Genomic DNA, 18,561 nt, shown 5'->3' with positions numbered 1-18,561 from the left:
CGTCACTTCGCGCCCACTTCGGTCTCGATCGCGGAACAGAACGCGTCCAGGTCGCGCGGATTGCGCGAGGTGATCAGCGTCCAGCCGTCCTGTGTCCGGGCCACCTGCTCGTCGACCCACCGGCCGCCCGCGTTGCGCACATCGGTCTGCAGCGACGGATACGAGGTCAGGGTCTTGCCGCGGATCAGATCGGCCTCCACCAGCAGCCACGGCCCGTGACAGATCGCGGCGATCGTCTTGCCGGCGTCGGCGAATCCGCGCGCCAGGTCGACGGCCTCCTTCGTGGTGCGCAACTTGTCGGCGTTGACGGTGCCGCCGGGCACCACCAGCGCGTCGAAATCGCTCACCGATACCGAGGCCAGATCGGTGTCCGGGTCGACGGTGGTGTCGGCCTCGGTGTCGTGGACGAAGGTCTGCACCGCGTCGGTGGACGGGGCGGCGTGGGTGACGCGAATACCGTTGTCGCGCAACTGCTTCAGCGGTTCCAGCAGCTCGTCGCGTTCCACACCGGTCTGCGAGGTCACCACCAGGACGGTGGGCTCTCGGTCGGGTCGGCTCATGTCGTCTCCTTCTCGAGGCTCGCGCGGGCGCTCAGGCGCCCTGCATGCGAATCAGCGTGTTGAGTAGTTCGGCCTGCTCGGCCAGTTCGTGCTGATCGGGGTGGTTGCCGATGCGGTCGGCCAGCTCCGGACGCCGGATCAACTCCAGTCCGTCCTCACCACTGTCGGTGGTGAGCTTGACCCGGCCCTCCGTCAGCACCAGGCGGGTGCCGGGGCTGCCCGCCTCCAGCAGCATCCGCAGATCCTCGGCGGTGACCTGCGCATGCGTTCCAGGGGTCTGCTCATCGGATGTCATGTCCGGCGGGTGCCCGGCGGGCAGCCGGTGAAACACCGGCCTGGGGAACCGGCGGCCGCGGGTCGCGGCCGGGTACGTCCGGGCCGGGATCGGGCGCCGGACCGGGGATGGGCCGGCCGGGGTCCGGTGGTGGCTCGGGGATCGGTTCCGGCGGGATCGGCCGGCCGGGGTCGGGCGGCGGGTGACCGGGGATCGGATCGGGGCTCGGGCCCGGAATCGGCCGGCCCGGTTCGGGCGGCCGGCCCGGAACGGGGTCGGGCTCCGGAACAGGCGGACGCGGATCCGGATCCGGGGCCGGGACCGGATGTTCGGGCGTGGGATCCGGGACCGGCTGCGGCGGAACAGGTTCCGGGATCGGAGGCTCGCCGGCACGCAGTCGCGGTCCGGCGTTGTCGGTGTTCATGTCGACTCCTCGAACGAGTGGAGATTCGCCGCGCGATGCGCGACGGTCGGCCGCTAGGACGACGGATAGGCCGGGTACGGCGCGGCCTTCAGCGTCCGCGCCAGATGCGCGGCATTGCGCGCCATGCCCGCGGTGGTCGTCGCGACGGCCTCGGGAGTGTTGTCCAGGTCCAGATAGTCGACGCCGCTCATGGCCTCGCCGTTCCAGTACGTGCAGCCCTGGGCGGGCACGGTGAAGCCGATGTCGTTGAGCGCCTGGAACGTATCGGCGCAGATCTTGTGCGCGCCGTCCTCGTTGCCGACGACGGCGGCGATACCCACCTTGCCCACCATGGCGGGCCGGTTCTCGTCGTCGGTGACCGACAGTTCGGCGTCGAGGCGTTCGAGCACGCGCTGAGCGACCGAGGACATATGGCCCAGCCAGGTGGGCGTGGCGATCAGCACGATATCGGCGGCGCTGATCTGTTCGCGCAGTTGCGGCCACTGATCCCCGTCACCCTCGTCCGCGGTGATACCGGGTCGGATATCCAGGTCGACCGCGCGCACGGTTTTGCCGGTGACGCCGTGGTTCGACAGTTCGCGTAGTACCTGCTCGGCGATCAGTTCGCTGCTGGATCGATCGGGCGACTTCTTCAGCGTGCAACTGATCGCGATGGCGGTCAGGTCGTCCCCGGGAGCTCGGGAACCGGTCGGGTCGTTCACAATGTGCTCCTTTCGACGGGCGACAGGATGCTCTGTGTCGCGCATACCCGCCGATCCGTGGTCGAACCTGTCCGGCCCCGGGGCGCCGATCGAACCGGCCCCGGCCGCCGATTGAGCCGCCGAGCACCGGGTATGCGGCGCCTATGGAGATTCCGCACCCCGACGTGCGCCGAGCACCCGGCCACCGCCCCCTCTCGGCGTCCCGGCATCGGCCCACCCCGGCGCCGGTGACGGCCAATACCGGCGCGCCGCCGCTACCGCAGCCGCGCGGCGAACTCTCCGCGGGCATCTGCGCCCTGCTCAGCGGCACGGCCTGCCATGTAGATTTCGACACCGCGACCACCGATCCGTACGGTGAGGACCTGCAGCTGGCGTTGCACGTGTGTTACGAATTGCATTACCGCGGCTTCGATTCCGTCGACCCCCGGTGGGAATGGGACCCGAAGTTGCTGCGCATGCGCGCCCACCTCGAAGACCGGTTCCTGGCCGCGATGCGACGCGACGTGCCCGGCGGCGACGATCTCGACGGCGAACTAGACGAACTGCTCGTCGAGCCGGTCGAGGGCGCGGGGGTCGGGCACTTCCTGAACGAGCAGGGCCAGTGGTGGCAGGTGTGCGAATACTTCGCGCACCGCTCGATCTACCACCACAAGGAGGCCGATCCCTACGCGTGGGTGATTCCCCGGCTGCGCGGACAGGCGAAGGCCGCCCTGGTCGCGGTCGAATACGACGAGTTCGGCGCCGGCCGGGGCGAGGACGTCCACGCCCGGCTGTTCGCCGATCTGCTGGCCGGCGCCGGCCTCGACGACACCTACCTGCACTACCTCGACGCGGTCCCCGCGCCGATGCTGGCGCTGGTGAACATGATGTCGCTGTTCGGCCTGCATCGGCAGTTCCGCGGCGAGCTGGTCGGGCACTTCGCGAGTGTGGAGATCAGCTCGCCACCCGCTTCGCGCCGCATGGTCGACACGTTGCGGCGGCTGGACGCACATCCGGCGTGTGTGCGTTTCTACGCCGAACACGTGGAAGCCGACGCGGTACACGAACAGGTGATGCGCCGCGACGTCATCGGAGATCTGTCGGCCCGCGAGCCCGAGCTGATCGCACCGATGGTCTTCGGCATCCAGGCGACGACATTGCTGGAGAACGCGATCGACCGGCACATGCTCGACAGCTGGTCGGCCGGGCGCAGCTCGCTGCGCGACCCGGAGGCGATCCCGCGAGACCGCGCGGGTTGATCATCGGAAGGCGGGTATTCGGCGATCATGAGATTGTTCCGCGCACCGGGTGTCTACGCCCCGACAGCCGATACCGGATTGCTGATCAGAGCGCTGGGGGCCGCCGCCATCCCGGAGGGGGCCAAGGTGGTGGACGTGTGCACCGGCACCGGTGCCGTGGCGATCGAGGCGGGACGCAGTGGTGCGTCCGCGGTCACGGCGGTGGACATCTCGCGCCGGGCGCTGGCCTCGGCGTGGCTCAACAGCAGGTTGCACGGGGTGCCGCTGGAGTTGTTGCACGGCGATTTCGGCCGGGTGCTGCACCGGCGCACCTTCGACGCGGTGCTGGCGAACCCGCCCTATGTACCGGGGCCCGCCGAGGTTCCGGCACGCGGCCGGGCACGAGCCTGGGAGGGCGGGCCGAGCGGCCGGGCGCTGCTCGACCCGCTGTGCCGGCTGATGCCGGAGCTGTTGCGCACCAAGGGAATCGCGCTGATCGTGCATTCCTCGCTGTGCGACCCGGATCTGACCGTACGACAACTGCGCGACGGTGGGCTCAAGGCCGCGATCGTCGTGCGCGAAACCTGCGAATTCGGTCCGGTCCTGAGCCGGCGCGCGCACTGGCTGGAGCAACAGCGCCTGATCGAACCGGGAACACGGCAGGAGGAGTTGGTGGTGATCCGTGCCGATCGAGAATGACGACCCCACGTCCGGTTCGGTCCGCCGTACCCGGGTCACGCTCACCAAGGACGGTCCGGCGCTCGTCGAGGGGCCGGTGGAGTTGGTGACCGACGACGGCCGCGTCGTGCGCTGCGATCGGTTCGTGGTCGCGGTGTGCACCTGCCGCCGGTCCGGAATCTATCCGCTCTGCGATACCACCCATCGCCGCCATCGCCGCAAGCGCAGCGGCTGAACGCCGTCAGTGCCGAGGTGTGACGCTGGTGTGCCGCGGAATCAGTATCGCCGTGACGACCGCGACCGCCGCCACCACCCCGGCGGCCGCGTACGAGGTCACCGTGAGTGCGGAATCGAAGGCCGACGAAGCCATCTCGTGCACTCGGGTCCCGAGTTCGCCGCCGATATCGCCGGCCACCGCGATCGCGCCGCCGGCCGATTCGCGGGCCGTCTCGCCGTCGGCTCCGGTCAGCGGGACGTCGCTCATGTAGTGGGTGAACAGCGCGCCGTGCACACTGCCGAGCAGCGCCACCCCGAGACCATTGCCCAATTCGTAGCTGGTCTCCTCGACCGCGCCGCCTTGGCCGGCGCGTTCGGCCGGCACCGAGGACACCAGCACCGCCGCGGCGGCGGTGACCGCGATGCCGTCGCCGATGCCCAGGCAGACCAGGACCAGCGCGACCACGCCGTAGCTGGTGGGTTCGGGCGATATCGCCAGGACCGCGAAGCCCGCGGCGAGGATGAGCAGGCTGGTGACCATCACCCCGCGCACCCCTGTCCGGCGCAGCAGCGCCGGCGTCGTCAGCGAGCCGATGAGGGTCGCCACCGCGGCCGGCGCGGTGCGGATACCGGCTTCGGCGGGGGAGTAGCCGTGAATGTACTGCAGCCACAACGAAATCAGGAACAGGGCGGCCCCGATCGCGATCATCGCCATCAGTGTCGCCAGGGCGGCGGCGAGGAAGACCGGACGCCGGAACAACCGGATGTCGAGCAGCGGATCGGGCAGCCACAACTGCCGGCGCGCGAACCAGAACAGCATGGCGAGCCCCGCCAGCAGGACGCACACGTTGACCACGATGTCCTCCCCGCGCGCGAGATGTTTGACACCCCAGACGAATCCGACGATACCGAGCACCGACAGCGGCACACTCGGCCAGTCGAAGGGCGTGCTCGACGGCGCCCGGTATTCGGGCAGCAAACCGATTCCGGCCGCCAGCGTGAGCACCACCACCGGCACGTTGATCCAGAACGCCGCCGCCCAGCCGAAGTGTTCGACCAGGACGCCGCCCACGATCGGACCCACCGCCGCACCGACTCCGGCGATCGCCGCCCAGATCGCGATGGCGCGAGTCCGTTCGTGGGGATCGTCGAAGATGTTGCGGATCAGCGAGAGCGTCGAGGGCATCACCATGGCGCCGCCCACCGCCAGGAGCACGCGCCCGCCGATCAGCTGACCGGTGACCTGAGCGGTGGCCGCGACCACCGACGCGATGCCGAACAGGGCGAATCCCGTCAGGAACAGCCGCTTGCGGCCGATCCGGTCGCCGATCGCGCCGAAGGTGATCAGCAGGCCGCCCAGAACCAGTCCGTAGATGTCGACGATCCACAGCTGGGCGACCGCCCCCGGTTGCAGGTCCTCGATCAACGAGGGCAGCGCGACGTTGAGCACGGTGGCGTCCATGGCGACGAGCAGCAGGCTCGCGCACAGCACCGCCAGCATGCCCCAGCGGCCACGCACGGGTGTCGCCGTCCGGTTCCGGTCGATCATCGAGCCTCCCGATTTCCGAAGCAGCTCCTGCTACTTTCCGGCAATCCTACAAATCGGTGGTCGATGACCAAGGTCACGTTCCATCGGGACTTTCGCCCCTGATCCGGCCGCGTCGCGGCTGTTGAGCTGAGGGGCCGACGAGGGAGACGGGTGAGGTCGCGCGACCTGACGGGGAGGGCTCATGATGTTCGCCGACGTCCACGGCCCGGACGGCATCCGAGCGGTCTACGCGGACCGCGGGCTGCCGGTCACCATGATCGGCCCCCGGCCACATCTGGTCACCGGCGGTCGGTTCGGCCTGGTCGCCATGCCGAACAGCCTGGGACACAGGGTGATCGACGCGCTTCCCCGCTGCGGTCCGGTGCTCGGACATCCCCATTCGCGGCGCCTGGCTTTCGTGGTGGCCGCGCCGGCGCTCGATCCGCCGCTGGCGCTGCTGCATCTGCTCCGACTGCACCGCGTCGTGGTCGTCGCGCCGCGGCGCCGCGTGGCGCTGCCCTGCCACGACGGCGCCGGCCTGCCGGTGCTGTGGGTGAACGAACCCCGCGGCGATGCCGCGGCACCGCGTGAGGCGGTGATCATCGACTTGGCCCTGCGCTTGTCGATCGACCGGCCGCCGCCAGACGAGATGTCGCGGCCAGGTGAGAGGCCTGGGACTAGTGCTCCGCCGCGGCCGCCTTGCGCAACCCGTCGAGAATGAGATCCAGGCCGAACAGATACTGCTCCTCGCCGCCGCCGTGCGTGATCACCAGTTCCGGCATCAGATCGGCGATCGTCGGATGGGCTACCGGATCCAGCATCTGCAGGCGGCTCGGGATGGTCTCGCCGGCGCGGCGCGCCGGAGCGAACACGTGGCGCAGCGCCGAGCCGAAGGTGTATTGCAGCAGCACCACGTAGCCGCGCGCGGTCTCCTGACGGCCGAGACCGGCGGCCCGTAACTGGGAGAGCACCAATTCCAGTGCGGCCGTGGCGGTATCGGCGAAATCGCCGTCGCCGTCGGGTTTCACCGCGAGTACCCGAAGCACCGCGGGGCGCTCCACGAGCAGCCGGTACAGCGCCTGGCAGCAGGCCCGCACGCGGTCGGCCCAGTCGCCTGAGACGGCCGGGGGATGGAAGCTGTCGAGCACCTGATCGCGCGCGGCCTGCAGCAGTTCGTCCTTGCTGCGGAAGTAGGTGTAGAGCGTCATCGTGCCGACGCCCAGTTCGGCGGCGAGGGCGCGCATGGAGATGCCCTCGCAGTCGGTGTCGTCGAGCATGCGCAGCGCGGCGTCCACGATCGCCTCGGCGCTCAGCGTATGGCGCGGTACTCGGCGCCGGTCGCCCCCGGTTCGGGTTCGTCGGGCGGGCTCAGGTGTCACGGCAACGTCTCCGGTCGGGAAGAAATCCGGTCTCGCCGCCATTGTAATATTCCCGTACGACGTACCGTACGTTGTACGTCAGCCCTCGTCGTGGAGGTCGGGTCGTGGCTGCAACAACCATCTCGGGTCCGCTCGCGCAGATTCCGGCGCGAGCGGGGGCCTGGTTGCGGGAAGTGGCGCTGGTCGTCGTGGTGTATTTCGCCTACGACGGCGCCCGGCTGCTGGTCGGCGGCGGTCTCGATCACGCCCGCCGCGATGCGCACGCGCTGCTGCGGGTCGAGGACTGGCTGCGCCTGGACCCGGAACTGTGGCTGAACCGGATCTTCGTCGGCCACGCCTGGATCGCCATACCGGCCGACTTCGCCTACGCCACGCTCCACTACGTCGTGACTCCGGCGGTCCTGATCTGGATGTGGTGGGCGCATCGTGAGCAATACCGGGCGGCTCGCACTCAGCTGGGCATCGCGACCGTCGCGGGCCTGATCGGATTCGTGGCCTTGCCCACCGCACCGCCGCGACTGCTGGACGAGTCCCACGGTTTCGTCGACGTGATGGCGCTGCACGCCTCGGTGGGCTGGTGGCAGGGCGATGCCAGCACGCCGCGCGGCTTGGAGTCGGTGACCAACGATTTCGCCGCGATGCCGAGCCTGCACGTCGGCTGGGCACTGTGGTGCGGGCTGATGCTGTACCGCTTCGGCCGGACTCCGCTCACCCGGTGGGCCGGTGCCGGCTATCCCATTCTCATCACGCTGGTGGTGATCGGTACCGCGAACCACTATCTGCTCGACTGCGCCGCCGGTGCGGCACTGATCCTCGCCGCCGGTTACGTCGCCGCATCGTATCTGCGCCTCTGCGACGCGACCGCCGACGGCATCCGGGTCTGGTGGGCGATGGTGCGCACGAATTCGCCGTGGCCCGCATGGTTCGGCGCGGTGGTCGGCGCCTTCGCGCCGGGCGCGGTGTCCGGGCCGGCGCTCGGCATCGGCGTCGGATCGGCGATGGCACAGCCCGCGCAGGAGCCGCCCGCTCGGGCACCCGCTCCGATCACCGACCGCGCGACGGACGCCGTCGCCGGGGGTCGCGGTGCGGCGGGATGCCGGGGATACGGCCGGTCCCCGCGGCGTGCAGGGCACCCGCTCGGGGCCGAGATCGGTTCCGGACCGGGCGTGGGCTGAGCGGCGTCGCTCGCCTGGCGATGTCACCGGCCGCCGGTAGAGTGAAACCCTCTCGGTCGGGCCAGTCAGGAGGCAACAGGTGGATGTCAAATCGGCCGTGCGCGGCTTCAATTCGGTGGTACTCACGCTGACGGAGGTGCCGGTTCTCGGCCCGCTGATGCGGAAGGGGTTCGTCGAGATCAGCTACGTCGGGCGCAAGTCGGGTAAGACGTTCAGCACACCGGTGAACTACCGGCGCTCCGGCGATTCGATCGTCATCGCCGTCGCGATGCCCGATCGCAAGAACTGGTGGCGCAACTTCACCGGCGAGGGCGGCCCCATCACGCTGCACCTGGACGGTGGTGACCGTCGCGGCCATGCGGTGGCGACGCGGGACGAGAAGGGCCGGGTGCGGGTACGGGTGCGCCTCGACGACAACGCCGCCGGGGGCTCGGACTGACCCGGATATGCTGCGGCGCAGAGGTTTTCGAAGGGAGCGGTGCCCGCGTGGGGCGGGCACCGGAGACGTGCGAACCGCTAGGCCGGTACCGCGGCCGTGAGATCGGTTGCGCGAGTGTCGTATTCGGCGTCGTCGGGGGCCGGCTCGGTGAATCTGTGCAGATCGAATTCGTGGGTCCGCACACCCTGATGGAAGGCGTCGAGCTCGGCTCGATCGAAGATCAGCTCCACATCCGCTGTGCGACGGCCGGTTTCGGTACGAAGCACGTAGCGTCCGTCGGGGCGCCGCAGCTGCAGGATCGGTAATCGCTCGGTGCGCCCGTCGCGAATGCCGGCCTGGTAGCTGTCGAACTGTTCGTCGGGCAGCAGCAGCATCTCGGTGCTGCTCACAGGCGTGGTGGCGGTGGTGGCGGCAGGGGCGCGCTTGTCGTCCCAGACTGCGGTCCATCCGTGTTTGCGTGCGACGCGCACGCAGTTCTGGTGCGGGGAACTGGCTGAGGCTTTTCGGAATTCATCGACGGTGAAGGTCGGTGGCCGCGTCATCGGATGCCCTTTCTACGGAGTAAAGCCGCCGGCGCACCGATGCGCGGACCGCCGCGCCGACCGTGCCGGCTAAGGCTTGTAGCCGACGGCCGCGAAGTTACACGGCCGTGCCGGATCCGTTATGTCCACCGGTGCGGAGGGCCGCCAATCGGGGGCGTGCACGATCCCGGGATTCAGGAGTTCGAGGCCGTCGTAGAAGGCGGCGAAATCGTCACGGCGGCGCAGGGTCAACGGATCCGAGGTCTGCTTGTACAGCTCTGCCGCCGCGGCCATTCCGCGTTTGACCTCCTCTGATGCGTCGTCGAGACCGACATGGCTCATCGCCACACAGCTGCCGCGCGGAAGCCGGTCCCGCAGCTGGGCCATCAGCCGGTACGGGCGGTCGCTGTCCGGAACGAACGGCCAGACGCCGACGATGAGTAATCCGAGCGGCTGTTCCGGATCGATGAGGCGCCGGGTCTCGGGATGGTCGAAAATATCGTCGGGACACCGCAGATCGGCATCGACGACCGCGGTGGTGGCGAGAGCGTCGGTACCGCGCAGCAGGTCGAGCCAGCGCGCCACCACCTCGGTGTTGTTGTCCACGTACACGACCCGGCTCCGCGGCTCGTGGGTGCGCGCGATCTCGTGGGTGTTGTCCGCCGTCGGCAGGCCGGCGCCGATGTCGAGGAACTGCCGGACTCCGAGCGTCGCCATGAAATCGACCGCGCGGCGCAGGAATTCGCGATTGTGCCGAGCCCAGGCGTCGGCGTACGGGAACAGCGCGAACACCCGCTCGCCGAACACCTTGTCGACGTCGAACAGCGCCTGTCCCGACAGGTAGTAGTGGTACATGCGCGCCGCCGAGGGCCGGCTCGTGTCGATGTCGCGTGAGGGAAAGTCGTTGTCGCTCATAGCTGCCCGGCACTCCTTAGGCTTTGCAGATTACGGACGGTTGGTCACGTCCCGGTGACGCTCTCGCGTCGGAACGAACGCGCGATCCGGTCGATGAACGCCCGCGACCGATCGGGATCGGCTGCGGCCGCGGATAATCGGTCCCAGACGGTCTCCCGGGCGCGTACCGCGGGTTTGTCGTCGATATAGCGAATGTCGCCCTGGCTCTCCACGATCGCCATGTCCAGGTCGCCCGCCGCGCCGGGGGAGGGGACCCGCACCAGGGTGAAGCGGTCCTCCATCCCCGCTCCCCGGGTCGCAACGGCGAACGGCAGCACCTGCAGGGTGATGTTGGGCCGATGCGACAATTCGAGCAGGTGTTCCAGTTGGTCGGCCATCACCGCGCGGCCGCCGTATTCGCGGCGCAGGCACGATTCGGAGAGCACGGCGTGGAACCGCGGCGCATCGGGGCCGGTGAGGATGTCCTGGCGGGCCAGCCGCGCGCGTACCGAATCCTCCACGGTCACCGCACAGGGATCGGTGGACGCGGTCTGCGCGTCGTGCGGGGGTTCGTGCAGGGCCCGGATATAGGACTCGCATTGGATCAGTCCGGGCACGATCTCGGCCTCGGTGACCCGCAGCAGGCTGGCGTGGGCCTCGAGGTCCACCAGCAGACGCAATTCCTCGAGGTAGGCGCGGCGATGGCCGGTATTCCAGAAACCGCGCTTGTGGTTGTCCCGGCGTAGCGCCTCGAGGCTGTCGAGATAACCGGGGTCGGTGAAACCCAGTGCGACCGCGAGGCGTTCGAGATCGCCGACGGTGATCGAGCTGGCGCCGTTGATCAACATCGCGATCCGGCTCTGACTGGTGTCGATGATCCGTGCGGCCTCCGCCTGATTCACCCCCGCGACGCTGATCATATGTTCGATCTCGCGGCCCAGCAGCAATTTTCGCGCGGTACGTAATCGAGCTCCCATGGGTGCCAGCGTATCGGCGCGACGCGCGGCCCGGGAGGTCGACGAAACGAGGCACTGCTGCGTGATGATCATACGCCCGACGAAATCTCTTCCGCCCCAATCGCTTTCCTTCGCGTGATAATCACGCTAGCATGTATCACGTTCAGGCTATCACGGTTTCGGCGACAGCCGAGCGCGGCCGGAGTCGTGAATACGCACGGATTCGCCGGAATATCCCACCGGTCTCGCATGCCGGACGGCATCGTCCGAATTGCGGACGGATGGCCCGAATTCGACCGGCTGTTGGGAGATCTCACAACAGCGGACCCCTGTTGTTCGGATGTTTGGGCCAACCCGCGCCGACTGCTCGTAATCACCGCGCGCCACCGTTACCTTCGTCAGTGCGATGGGGATCGGGCGCACGGAAGGAGCGCGATGCCGGCCTACGACTCCTGGGATGCGGAATCCGCGGAGGGCGATGGATTCGATTCCGGAAAAGCCAGGAGCGCACCGCATTCCGATCCCGCGATAGTCATCCGGATGGGATTCGAACTGGCGCTCATCCTGCTCGGCGACGCGCCCACCGGGGCGACACGGGCGCTGCGGCGGCTCGAACACGCCGCGGCGGTCTGGGCGCGCGCCGGCATACCGATCGATACGGTGCAGCACGCGATTCACGACGGAGTGAAATTGACCTTGAATCGCATCGACCCGGCCGGCGGCAAGGGAACCACCGATCCGGTGGCCGACCGCAGCTTCCTGGTCGACATGCTGGATCTACTGACCTGCACCGTCTCCCGCGCCTACGTCGCGGAAATTCGCAGACACCCCGCCCACTGACGGCCGCCGCGGTGCGGCGACCGACGCGTCATCCGGTGGTGGGGCCTCATGCGGTGGTGTAGGTGCGGGCGACGAGGGCGCTGCGGAGGTACCAGAGTCCGCTGGCTTGGGTGGGGTCGAATCCGGTGAGTTGGGCGATGCGTTTGAGGCGGTAGTCGACGGTGTTGGTGTGGACGTGGAGGAGTCGGGCGGTGCGTTGGCGGTTGAGGTTGTTGGCGATGTGGGTTTGGAGGGTGGTGAGGAGTTCGGGGTGGTGGTCGAGGGGGTTGAGGAGGGTGCCGAGGTGGTCGCGGCCGGGTCCGGGGCGGGTGAGTTGGTATTCGAGGGCGAGGTCGTCGAAGCGGTAGAGGCCGGGGATTGATTGGAGGCGGGTGACCATGTCGAGGAGTTGGTGGGTTTGGTCGGTGGCGGTGGGGATGTCGGTGGTGGGGGTGGTTGTGGTGGTGGCGGTGATGGGGACGCGGGCGGCGTGGGAGAGGTGGGTGATGAGGGTGTCGAGGTCGGTGGGTGTGGTGGTGGGGATGAGGAGGGTGCCGCCGTCGGTGGATAGGAGGGAGAGGGTGGTGGTGTGGGTGGTGGTGGCGAGGGCGGCTTGGATGCGGCGGAGTTTGCGGCGGGCGATGATGGTGGGGTCGAGGTGGGGGTTGGCTTGGTCGGGGTGTGGGGGGATGTGGAGGGCGAGGATGTGGTAGTTGTCGGCGATTTCGATGCCGCATTCGCGGGCCATGGTGCTGGTGGGGTGGCCGCCGAGCAGTGCTGAGGTGAGGGTGTGGACGGCGTTGTGGTGTTCGGAGACGACGGCGCGGAGTTCGCGGACGTAGGCGCCGGAGACGGCGGTGGTCATGGTGTCGAGGATTTCGACGAGGAGTTTGGCGCCTTGGAGGAGGTTGGTGTAGTCGGTGTGGGTGAGGGTGAGTGTGGGTTCACCGCCACTGCCACCGGCACTGCCGCTGCCACTGCCACTGCCACTGCCACTGCCACCGTCTCCGCTGCCACCGCTGCCGCTGGTGGTGTTGGTGTTGGTGCGGGTTTTGGTGGTGGCGTTGGTGACGACGAGGTCGAAGCCGATTTTGAAGCCTTCGTGGATGGCGTGGTGGATGGTGTCGATGGGGACGCCTTCGCGGGCCCAGGCGGCGGCGGCGTCTTTGAGGCGTTCGGTTTTTTCGGGGATGTCGCGGCCGTCGAGGAGGCTGATGGCGAGTTCGAGGCAGGTGCGGGTGATGGTGGTGATGTCGCCGTGGATGGCGTCGCCGGGCAGGGTGCCGCAGGGGGCGACGTTTTCGACGAAGTGGCCGACCATCTGCCGCGACAGCGACCACACATCCTTCAACGGCGACGACAGCAATTGACCGGACATGGTCAAGCCGGGGCGCGTCGAGCCGGCGGTGGCGTCGCCGGAAGCGCCCGATGCGGCGACGGGCCCGCGGGGCGCGGTAGATTCCGGCGAGGCCGCAGAACCCGGCGTGGCACCAGACATTGGCGAAAACTTCCTTCCCCGCCCGTTTACTGCGCTGCCTTTATAACGTAACCGTAACGAGACCCCGATGGACGTCTTTCGCCCATCCTCGTGACAAATGAGGAGGCCATCGGGGGGTGGCCTGGTGAGCGATCACAACTCGGCCGCCGGTTGGAACGACCCCGGCAGGTCGGCGCTCCCGCCGATCAGCAGGCGCTTGAGCACCTTGCCGGTCTCCCCGCGGGGCAGCGCCGACAGGAAGGTGACATCGCGCGGCACCGAGAACCTGCTCAGCCGGTTGCGGACGTAGGTGCGGATCATGTCCGGGTCCAGGCCCGACCCCTCCCGCTTGACGATGAACGCGGCCAGCCGCTGCCCGAATTCGTGGTCCGGCACCCCGACCACGGCCACGTCCGCGATCTGCGGCAGATGGGACAGCGCCTCCTCCACCGGCCGCGGGAAGACGTTCTCACCACCCGAGATGATCATCTCGTCGTCGCGGCCGGCGATGAACAACCGGCCGTCGGCGTCGAGATATCCCAGGTCGCCGGTATCGAGCATGCCGTCGGTCTCGTCCGGCGGCGCCGAATTGACGTATCCGTCGAACAGCATGTGGTTGCCCACGTAGATGCGTCCGGTCGCGCCGATCGGCACGGGCGTGCGATCCGGGCCCAGCACCGCGATTTTCGTGCCGAGCGGCGGCCGCCCGGCGGTGGTCGGCGCGGTCCGCAGATCCTCGGGGGTGGCGATGGTCGCCCACGACACCTCGGTCGAGCCGTAGATGTTGTAGAGCACGTCGCCGTAGTTGTCGGCGAACCGCAGCACGGTGGCACCGGCCAGCGGCGCACCGCAACTGGCCGCGATACGCAGGCTGGAGGTGTCGTAGCGGGCCCGCACATGGGTCGGCAGGTCCAGGATCCGCTGCACCATGGTCGGCACCAGAATGACTGTGCCGACCCGGTTTTCGGCTATCCGGCGCAGGGTGTCGCGGGCATCGAACTGCGCCGGCAGGACGACGGTCGCGCGCAGCGCCGTACTCAACTGCAGGGCGGCCAGACCCCACGTGTGGAACAGCGGCGCCGGGATGAGCATGGTGTCGTTCATGCGCAACGGAATGCGCGACAGCAGAGCCGCCACCGTGGCGAAGCCCTTGGGGTGCGGGCGGCGCGCACCCTTGGGGGTTCCGCTGGTCCCGGAGGTCAGCACGATCAACCGGCCCGGCCGTGCGGGTTTGTCGAAACCCTTGTCGCCCTGGGTGATCAGATCCTCGATGGTGGTGCGCCCGGGTGCGCCGTCGTCGGTGGCGATGCGTGCGATGTCGGAATGCAGATAGTGGATCAGCTCTTCCAGTTCGGCATCGACGAAGACGTGCGCCAGCCGGTGCCGCTGCACGATTTCCTCGATCCGCCGGGCCGACAGGCCCGCATTGAGCAGGATCGTGTCCACGCCGAGTTTGCCCGCCGCGACCATGGTTTCGACCATGCCGGCGTGATTGCGGGCGAGCAGGCCGATCGCGTCACCGGTGCGCAGGCCCAGCCCGGCCATCCCGCCGGCCAATGCGGTACTGCGCCGGTCGATCTCGGCGAAGGTGCGGCTGCGCCGATCGTCGACGACGGCGATGCGGTCGGGGGAATGCGCCGCCGCGGCCGCGTAGCCACCGGCGAGATTGAAGCCCCACCGGGCGAGTCCGCGCAGCTGCCCGACACTGCGATCCGGCCGCGCGGTGTGCACCACGCCCGTTCCGAGGATGTGGCGAGCCACGTCCGCGCGTCGTCGCAGCGGGGTGTTCTCACGATTGATCACGACCGAAGTCGGGGCGGCCGTGACCAGTTCGCGCAGTCGCCGCAGTCCGGCATCCAGCCAGGCCAGCGCGACCGCGGTCGAGGCGCGCGCGGCCGCCGGATGTATCCGGCCGGCGGCGAAACAGGTGACCACGACCCGCGTGCCGCCCTCGATATCGCGCAGCCGTACGGAGGCGAAACTTCCGGTCGCCGCGCAGTACAACTCGAACGCCTCCCCGCGCGGGCCCACCCGCACCGTCAACGACAGCGTCCGGATCTCGGTGTCGGCGGTGCCGATGCGCAGCTGCCACAGCGGCGCGCCGGCGACGGTCTCGAGCCGTTCACAGGCGCCGATACCGGTGAAGATGCGCGAATACAGCTGCGGGTCGATGAGCAGCTCCCAGACGGCGCTGCGCTCGACCGGCAGCTCGACGGCGGTGTCGAAAACCTCGGTAGCCAACTTCTTACACTTCTCGCGGGCCGGTTCTTCGAGCACACCGGCGGGAATTCCTTTGTAACCGGGATCGATTTCGCGCAGAAGATGCCTTGTGACAATTCCCGGAGCGCCGAGGGCACGGTTGTGAGTTAGCCGCCGATTGTCCGACGCGGTGATGTGCTCGCATGCCGGAACGGAAGGTCGCCGGCCGCCCCGACCGGTGAGCCGGTGGCTGTCCCACGCCACAACGGTGCCGGACCGCGCCGGAAAGGGCTGTGGGCGCTCCGCCGGTGGCAGCGCGGGCGCTCGCCGGTCAGCGGCTCGGATCAGGGTTTGCGGGCGACACCCGCGTAGCCGTCGAGGGGCCGGACCTCCGGCAGCGGCTCATCCGGATCCGGGCGCCATCGGGCCAGATATTCCAGGCCGGGTTCGACCAGGACCAGATCGCCGAGCAGGTCCATGATCTCGGCGCGGGTGCGCAGGCGATCACCCCGGCCGGTGACGCGTTCGGTCACCGCGAGCATGCGGTCCATCTGTTCGGGCGGTCCCTCGCTGGTCAGATGCGACAGCGCCAGATAACTCCCGGGGGCGATGGTGGCGCGCAGCCGCTCGAATACCGTCGCGGCCAGCGCGTCGTCGGTGACGAAATGCAGCATCGATACCAGCAGGACGGCGACCGGCCGGTCGAAATCCAGCAGCTCCCGGACCTGCGGATGCTCCAGTATCCCGTCGATATCGGTGAAATCCCCGTGCACCGCGGTGGCGTTCGGATTGTCCGCCAGCAGCTTGCGGCTCATGGTCACCGCGACCGGATCGATATCGACATAGACCACCCGCGCGCCCGGGACGACGCGCTGCGCGATCTCGTGCACGTTGCCCGCCGTCGGAATTCCGGAGCCCAGATCGAGGAATTGGTCGATACCCGCCTCGGCGAGAAAACCCACCGCACGCTGCAAAAATGCCCGATTCGCGCGCGCTGTGCGCGGAACCTCGGGAATGACCTCGATCATTTGCGCGGCGACCGACCGATCCACCTCGAAATTGGCGAATCCCCCGAGCAGGTAGTCGTAAACTCGCGCCGGGCTGGGAATCCGGGGGTCGATGTCGTCGGCCGCCCAGTCGGGTAACAGAGGTTGCACGCCGCTCATCCTAGGCCGCGCACCCGGGCGGCGACATCGGTCGCATGAAGGACCCAGCGGTTACGTCCGCTGGCCTTCGCGCGATACAGCCCGGCGTCGGCGGCATCGAGCAGCCGCTCGGCATCGGTGCCGGTGACAGGGGTGACGATCGCGCCGATACAGGCCGAGATCATCAGATCGTGGTTGTCGACGGGTATGGGTTCGCCCAGCGCGTCGAGCAGGCGCTGGGCGACCGCGGCGATGTGCTCGGTATCACAGGTCGGCCGCACCAGCCCGACGAATTCGTCGCCGCCCACCCGGGCCAGCAGAATCGCCGGAACGGCCGCCGAGAGCCGGTCCGCGACCGCGACGAGCAGTCGATCGCCCACGCCGTGGCCGTAGGTGTCGTTGACCGATTTGAATCCGTCGAGGTCGATGAAACACAGGCCGATGCAGTCCTCGGGGTCGGCGTCGGCGATGATGGCCGAGAGCACTTCGACCAATTGCCGCCGATTGGGCAGGCCGGTGAGCGGGTCCAGCCGGGCCTGGCGATGCAATTCGGCCTGCAATTCCCGCCGTTGTGTGGTGTCCTCGCCGACCACCAGCAGGTAGGCCGCGCGCCCGCCGGTTGCGGGCACCAGGGTGATCGCCCATGCGGCCCAGCCGTCGACACCTTCGGGCCGGGGATAGCGCAATTCCATACGGACCGTGCCCGAGCCCGCGTGGAAAAGTTCGCCCAGTACGCGGCGGCGCAATTCCACTCGGTCGTCCGGATGGATCAGATCGGTGACCCCGCGTTCGAGCAGATACTCGCGGCTCACGCCCAGCATCGCGGCCATGGCCGGATTCACGTCGACCACCCGGCCCTCGGCGTCACCGATACCGATGGCGATGGCGGCATTGTCGAATACCACCCGGAATCGCGCCTCGGCGGCATTGCGGGCATCGGCCATCGCCGAGTGCAACATTTCCTGGTGCCGTGCCCGGGTCGCGAGCAACTCCTCGGTATATCCGCGGGCCATCTCGCCCAGGACGGCGAGCACCCGATCGCCCGGGGGGAACGCGGTGGTGGCCAGCGGTGTCAGCGCGCGGGCGGAGCGGGGCATGACCTGCGGATCGGTGAGATTGGCGCGCACCAGCGCGGCGCCGATCGACGCCGCGGGCGCCGCGTCGAACGGTTCGGCCTCGACAATCGCGACGAGCTGCTGGAGCAACCCCGCCAGCAGGCCCTCCAGCTCGCGCATGGACATGGGAACGAAACCGGTGTCGGCGATCGCGACGCGCCATCGCCGAGCCAGTTCACCCACCCCGGTTTCCCCTGTCATGCCACCAACCCCGCCTCGGAACTACTCCCAGCGACTTGTGAGTACGGCGCGGCGCCGAACCAGAGAACCAGATTACCGCGCCGAGCGGGCCCGCAAGTTCACGGCTGTGGCGTGATGGTGCGGGCCCGCTCGGTGGGTACGGTGGGCGATCTCGGAAAGATCGGATGCCGGCTACTTGCTCGCTTTGTGATAGGCGGCGACAACCTCGGAGGAAATGCGGCCACGCGCGGAGACGTTATAGCCGTGTTTCTTGGCCCATTCCCGGATCGCCACCGTCTGCTCGCGGTCGGCCGCGGACTTCGTCCGGGTGCCGCCCCCGGACTTCAAGCGGCCGACCTTGCGGGCCTTTTCCGTCCAGGGCTCGAGTGCGCCGCGCAACTTCCCGGCATTCAATGTCGACAGGTCGATTTCATACGCCACACCGTCGATCGAGAACTGCACGGTCTCATCCGCTTTGGACTTCCCGTCGTAATCATCGATGAGTGTGACGGTGACTTTCTTGGCCATGATCGAGCCCTTTCGCACTGACACGGAGCAACTGGGATTGTGTATACCGTACCGTAGTGTGACCGGCCGTAGTGAATCCGGTGCTATTCGGGCGTTTTCGATCGTGAATGTTCCCGGAATGTGAAAAGAATCGGCG

Annotated in this window: 20 protein-coding genes; 7 read left to right on the top strand and 13 right to left on the bottom strand. The window is 68.5% G+C overall.

The window, feature by feature from the left end:
- Positions 1–2: 2 nt before the first annotated feature.
- From NA3_RS04890 to NA3_RS04875, 3 genes are all read right to left on the bottom strand, one after another.
- Positions 3–560, bottom strand: coding sequence for a type 1 glutamine amidotransferase domain-containing protein (locus tag NA3_RS04890; protein ID WP_062962350.1), 558 nt, complete (start codon positions 558–560; stop codon positions 3–5).
- Positions 561–591: 31 nt separating this feature from the next.
- Positions 592–855: a hypothetical protein gene (locus NA3_RS04885; protein ID WP_062962349.1), complete on the bottom strand. Its 264-nt coding sequence runs from the start codon at positions 853–855 to the stop codon at positions 592–594.
- 456 nt (positions 856–1,311) lie between these two features.
- Complete coding sequence (locus tag NA3_RS04875) at positions 1,312–1,959, bottom strand: flavodoxin family protein (RefSeq protein ID WP_227995033.1); 648 nt, start codon at positions 1,957–1,959, stop codon at positions 1,312–1,314.
- Between the two features lie 143 nt (positions 1,960–2,102).
- On the opposite strand from NA3_RS04875, the gene NA3_RS04870 reads away from it, so the two are divergent.
- The 3 genes from NA3_RS04870 to NA3_RS04860 are packed head-to-tail and all read left to right on the top strand — an operon-like array spanning position 2,103 to position 4,089.
- On the top strand, positions 2,103–3,197 hold the full coding sequence (locus NA3_RS04870; RefSeq protein ID WP_084491174.1) for an iron-containing redox enzyme family protein: 1,095 nt from the start codon (positions 2,103–2,105) through the stop codon (positions 3,195–3,197).
- A 27-nt stretch (positions 3,198–3,224) separates the two neighbouring features.
- A complete protein-coding gene (locus NA3_RS04865; protein WP_062962347.1) occupies positions 3,225–3,875 on the top strand; it encodes a HemK2/MTQ2 family protein methyltransferase in 651 nt (216 codons plus the stop codon).
- The gene (locus tag NA3_RS04860; protein ID WP_218021769.1) at positions 3,865–4,089 is read left to right on the top strand and encodes a CDGSH iron-sulfur domain-containing protein; all 225 of its coding nucleotides are present in this window, start codon (positions 3,865–3,867) and stop codon (positions 4,087–4,089) included. Before NA3_RS04865 ends, NA3_RS04860 begins: the two co-directional genes overlap by 11 nt.
- A 6-nt stretch (positions 4,090–4,095) precedes the next feature.
- On the opposite strand, the gene NA3_RS04855 is transcribed toward NA3_RS04860, so the two are convergent.
- Positions 4,096–5,619: an MFS transporter gene (locus NA3_RS04855; RefSeq protein WP_062962345.1), complete on the bottom strand. Its 1,524-nt coding sequence runs from the start codon at positions 5,617–5,619 to the stop codon at positions 4,096–4,098.
- 181 nt (positions 5,620–5,800) lie between these two features.
- On the opposite strand from NA3_RS04855, the gene NA3_RS04850 reads away from it, so the two are divergent.
- Positions 5,801–6,319 carry a hypothetical protein gene (locus tag NA3_RS04850; RefSeq protein ID WP_062962344.1) on the top strand — a complete coding sequence of 173 codons (519 nt, stop codon included), beginning with the start codon at positions 5,801–5,803 and terminating at the stop codon, positions 6,317–6,319.
- Here NA3_RS04850 and NA3_RS04845 read toward each other — a convergent pair.
- Positions 6,276–6,977, bottom strand: coding sequence for a TetR/AcrR family transcriptional regulator (locus NA3_RS04845; RefSeq protein WP_167354959.1), 702 nt, complete (start codon positions 6,975–6,977; stop codon positions 6,276–6,278). The genes NA3_RS04850 and NA3_RS04845 overlap by 44 nt on opposite strands.
- Before the next feature lie 104 nt (positions 6,978–7,081).
- Between NA3_RS04845 and NA3_RS04840 the strand changes: the two genes are divergently transcribed.
- Together NA3_RS04840 and NA3_RS04835 are read left to right on the top strand one after the other, a co-directional pair.
- A complete protein-coding gene (locus NA3_RS04840) occupies positions 7,082–8,152 on the top strand; it encodes a phosphatase PAP2 family protein (RefSeq protein WP_167354958.1) in 1,071 nt (356 codons plus the stop codon).
- A 79-nt stretch (positions 8,153–8,231) separates the two neighbouring features.
- Complete coding sequence (locus NA3_RS04835) at positions 8,232–8,591, top strand: PNPOx family protein (RefSeq protein WP_062962341.1); 360 nt, start codon at positions 8,232–8,234, stop codon at positions 8,589–8,591.
- A gap of 77 nt (positions 8,592–8,668) precedes the next feature.
- On the opposite strand, the gene NA3_RS04830 is transcribed toward NA3_RS04835, so the two are convergent.
- The 3 genes from NA3_RS04830 to NA3_RS04820 form a co-directional block, all read right to left on the bottom strand.
- Positions 8,669–9,133, bottom strand: coding sequence for a hypothetical protein (locus NA3_RS04830; RefSeq protein ID WP_062962340.1), 465 nt, complete (start codon positions 9,131–9,133; stop codon positions 8,669–8,671).
- Between the two features lie 69 nt (positions 9,134–9,202).
- Positions 9,203–10,027, bottom strand: coding sequence for an SAM-dependent methyltransferase (locus NA3_RS04825; protein ID WP_062962339.1), 825 nt, complete (start codon positions 10,025–10,027; stop codon positions 9,203–9,205).
- A 44-nt stretch (positions 10,028–10,071) separates the two neighbouring features.
- On the bottom strand, positions 10,072–10,983 hold the full coding sequence (locus NA3_RS04820) for a helix-turn-helix domain-containing protein (protein ID WP_062962412.1): 912 nt from the start codon (positions 10,981–10,983) through the stop codon (positions 10,072–10,074).
- A 414-nt stretch (positions 10,984–11,397) separates the two neighbouring features.
- Here NA3_RS04820 and NA3_RS04815 point away from each other — a divergent pair, with 414 nt between their 5' ends.
- On the top strand, positions 11,398–11,802 hold the full coding sequence (locus NA3_RS04815; protein ID WP_062962338.1) for an RsbRD N-terminal domain-containing protein: 405 nt from the start codon (positions 11,398–11,400) through the stop codon (positions 11,800–11,802).
- Between the two features lie 46 nt (positions 11,803–11,848).
- On the opposite strand, the gene NA3_RS04810 is transcribed toward NA3_RS04815, so the two are convergent.
- From NA3_RS04810 to NA3_RS04790, 5 genes are all read right to left on the bottom strand, one after another.
- The gene (locus NA3_RS04810) at positions 11,849–13,159 is read right to left on the bottom strand and encodes a PucR family transcriptional regulator (RefSeq protein ID WP_062962337.1); all 1,311 of its coding nucleotides are present in this window, start codon (positions 13,157–13,159) and stop codon (positions 11,849–11,851) included.
- Between the two features lie 252 nt (positions 13,160–13,411).
- The gene (locus tag NA3_RS04805) at positions 13,412–15,535 is read right to left on the bottom strand and encodes an AMP-binding protein (protein WP_439956167.1); all 2,124 of its coding nucleotides are present in this window, start codon (positions 15,533–15,535) and stop codon (positions 13,412–13,414) included.
- Between the two features lie 266 nt (positions 15,536–15,801).
- Positions 15,802–16,614, bottom strand: a complete 813-nt coding sequence (locus NA3_RS04800) for an SAM-dependent methyltransferase (RefSeq protein WP_167354957.1) — start codon at positions 16,612–16,614, stop codon at positions 15,802–15,804.
- 5 nt (positions 16,615–16,619) lie between these two features.
- Positions 16,620–17,918, bottom strand: coding sequence for a diguanylate cyclase domain-containing protein (locus NA3_RS04795; protein WP_084491165.1), 1,299 nt, complete (start codon positions 17,916–17,918; stop codon positions 16,620–16,622).
- A gap of 171 nt (positions 17,919–18,089) precedes the next feature.
- Positions 18,090–18,425 carry a histone-like nucleoid-structuring protein Lsr2 gene (locus NA3_RS04790; RefSeq protein ID WP_030517270.1) on the bottom strand — a complete coding sequence of 112 codons (336 nt, stop codon included), beginning with the start codon at positions 18,423–18,425 and terminating at the stop codon, positions 18,090–18,092.
- Between the last annotated feature and the right edge of the window lie 136 nt (positions 18,426–18,561).

This window comes from Nocardia africana NBRC 100379 (assembly GCF_001612635.1).
GTDB classification, from domain to species: Bacteria; Actinomycetota; Actinomycetes; order Mycobacteriales; family Mycobacteriaceae; genus Nocardia; species Nocardia africana.
This window is presented reverse-complemented; position numbering and strand designations above follow the sequence as displayed.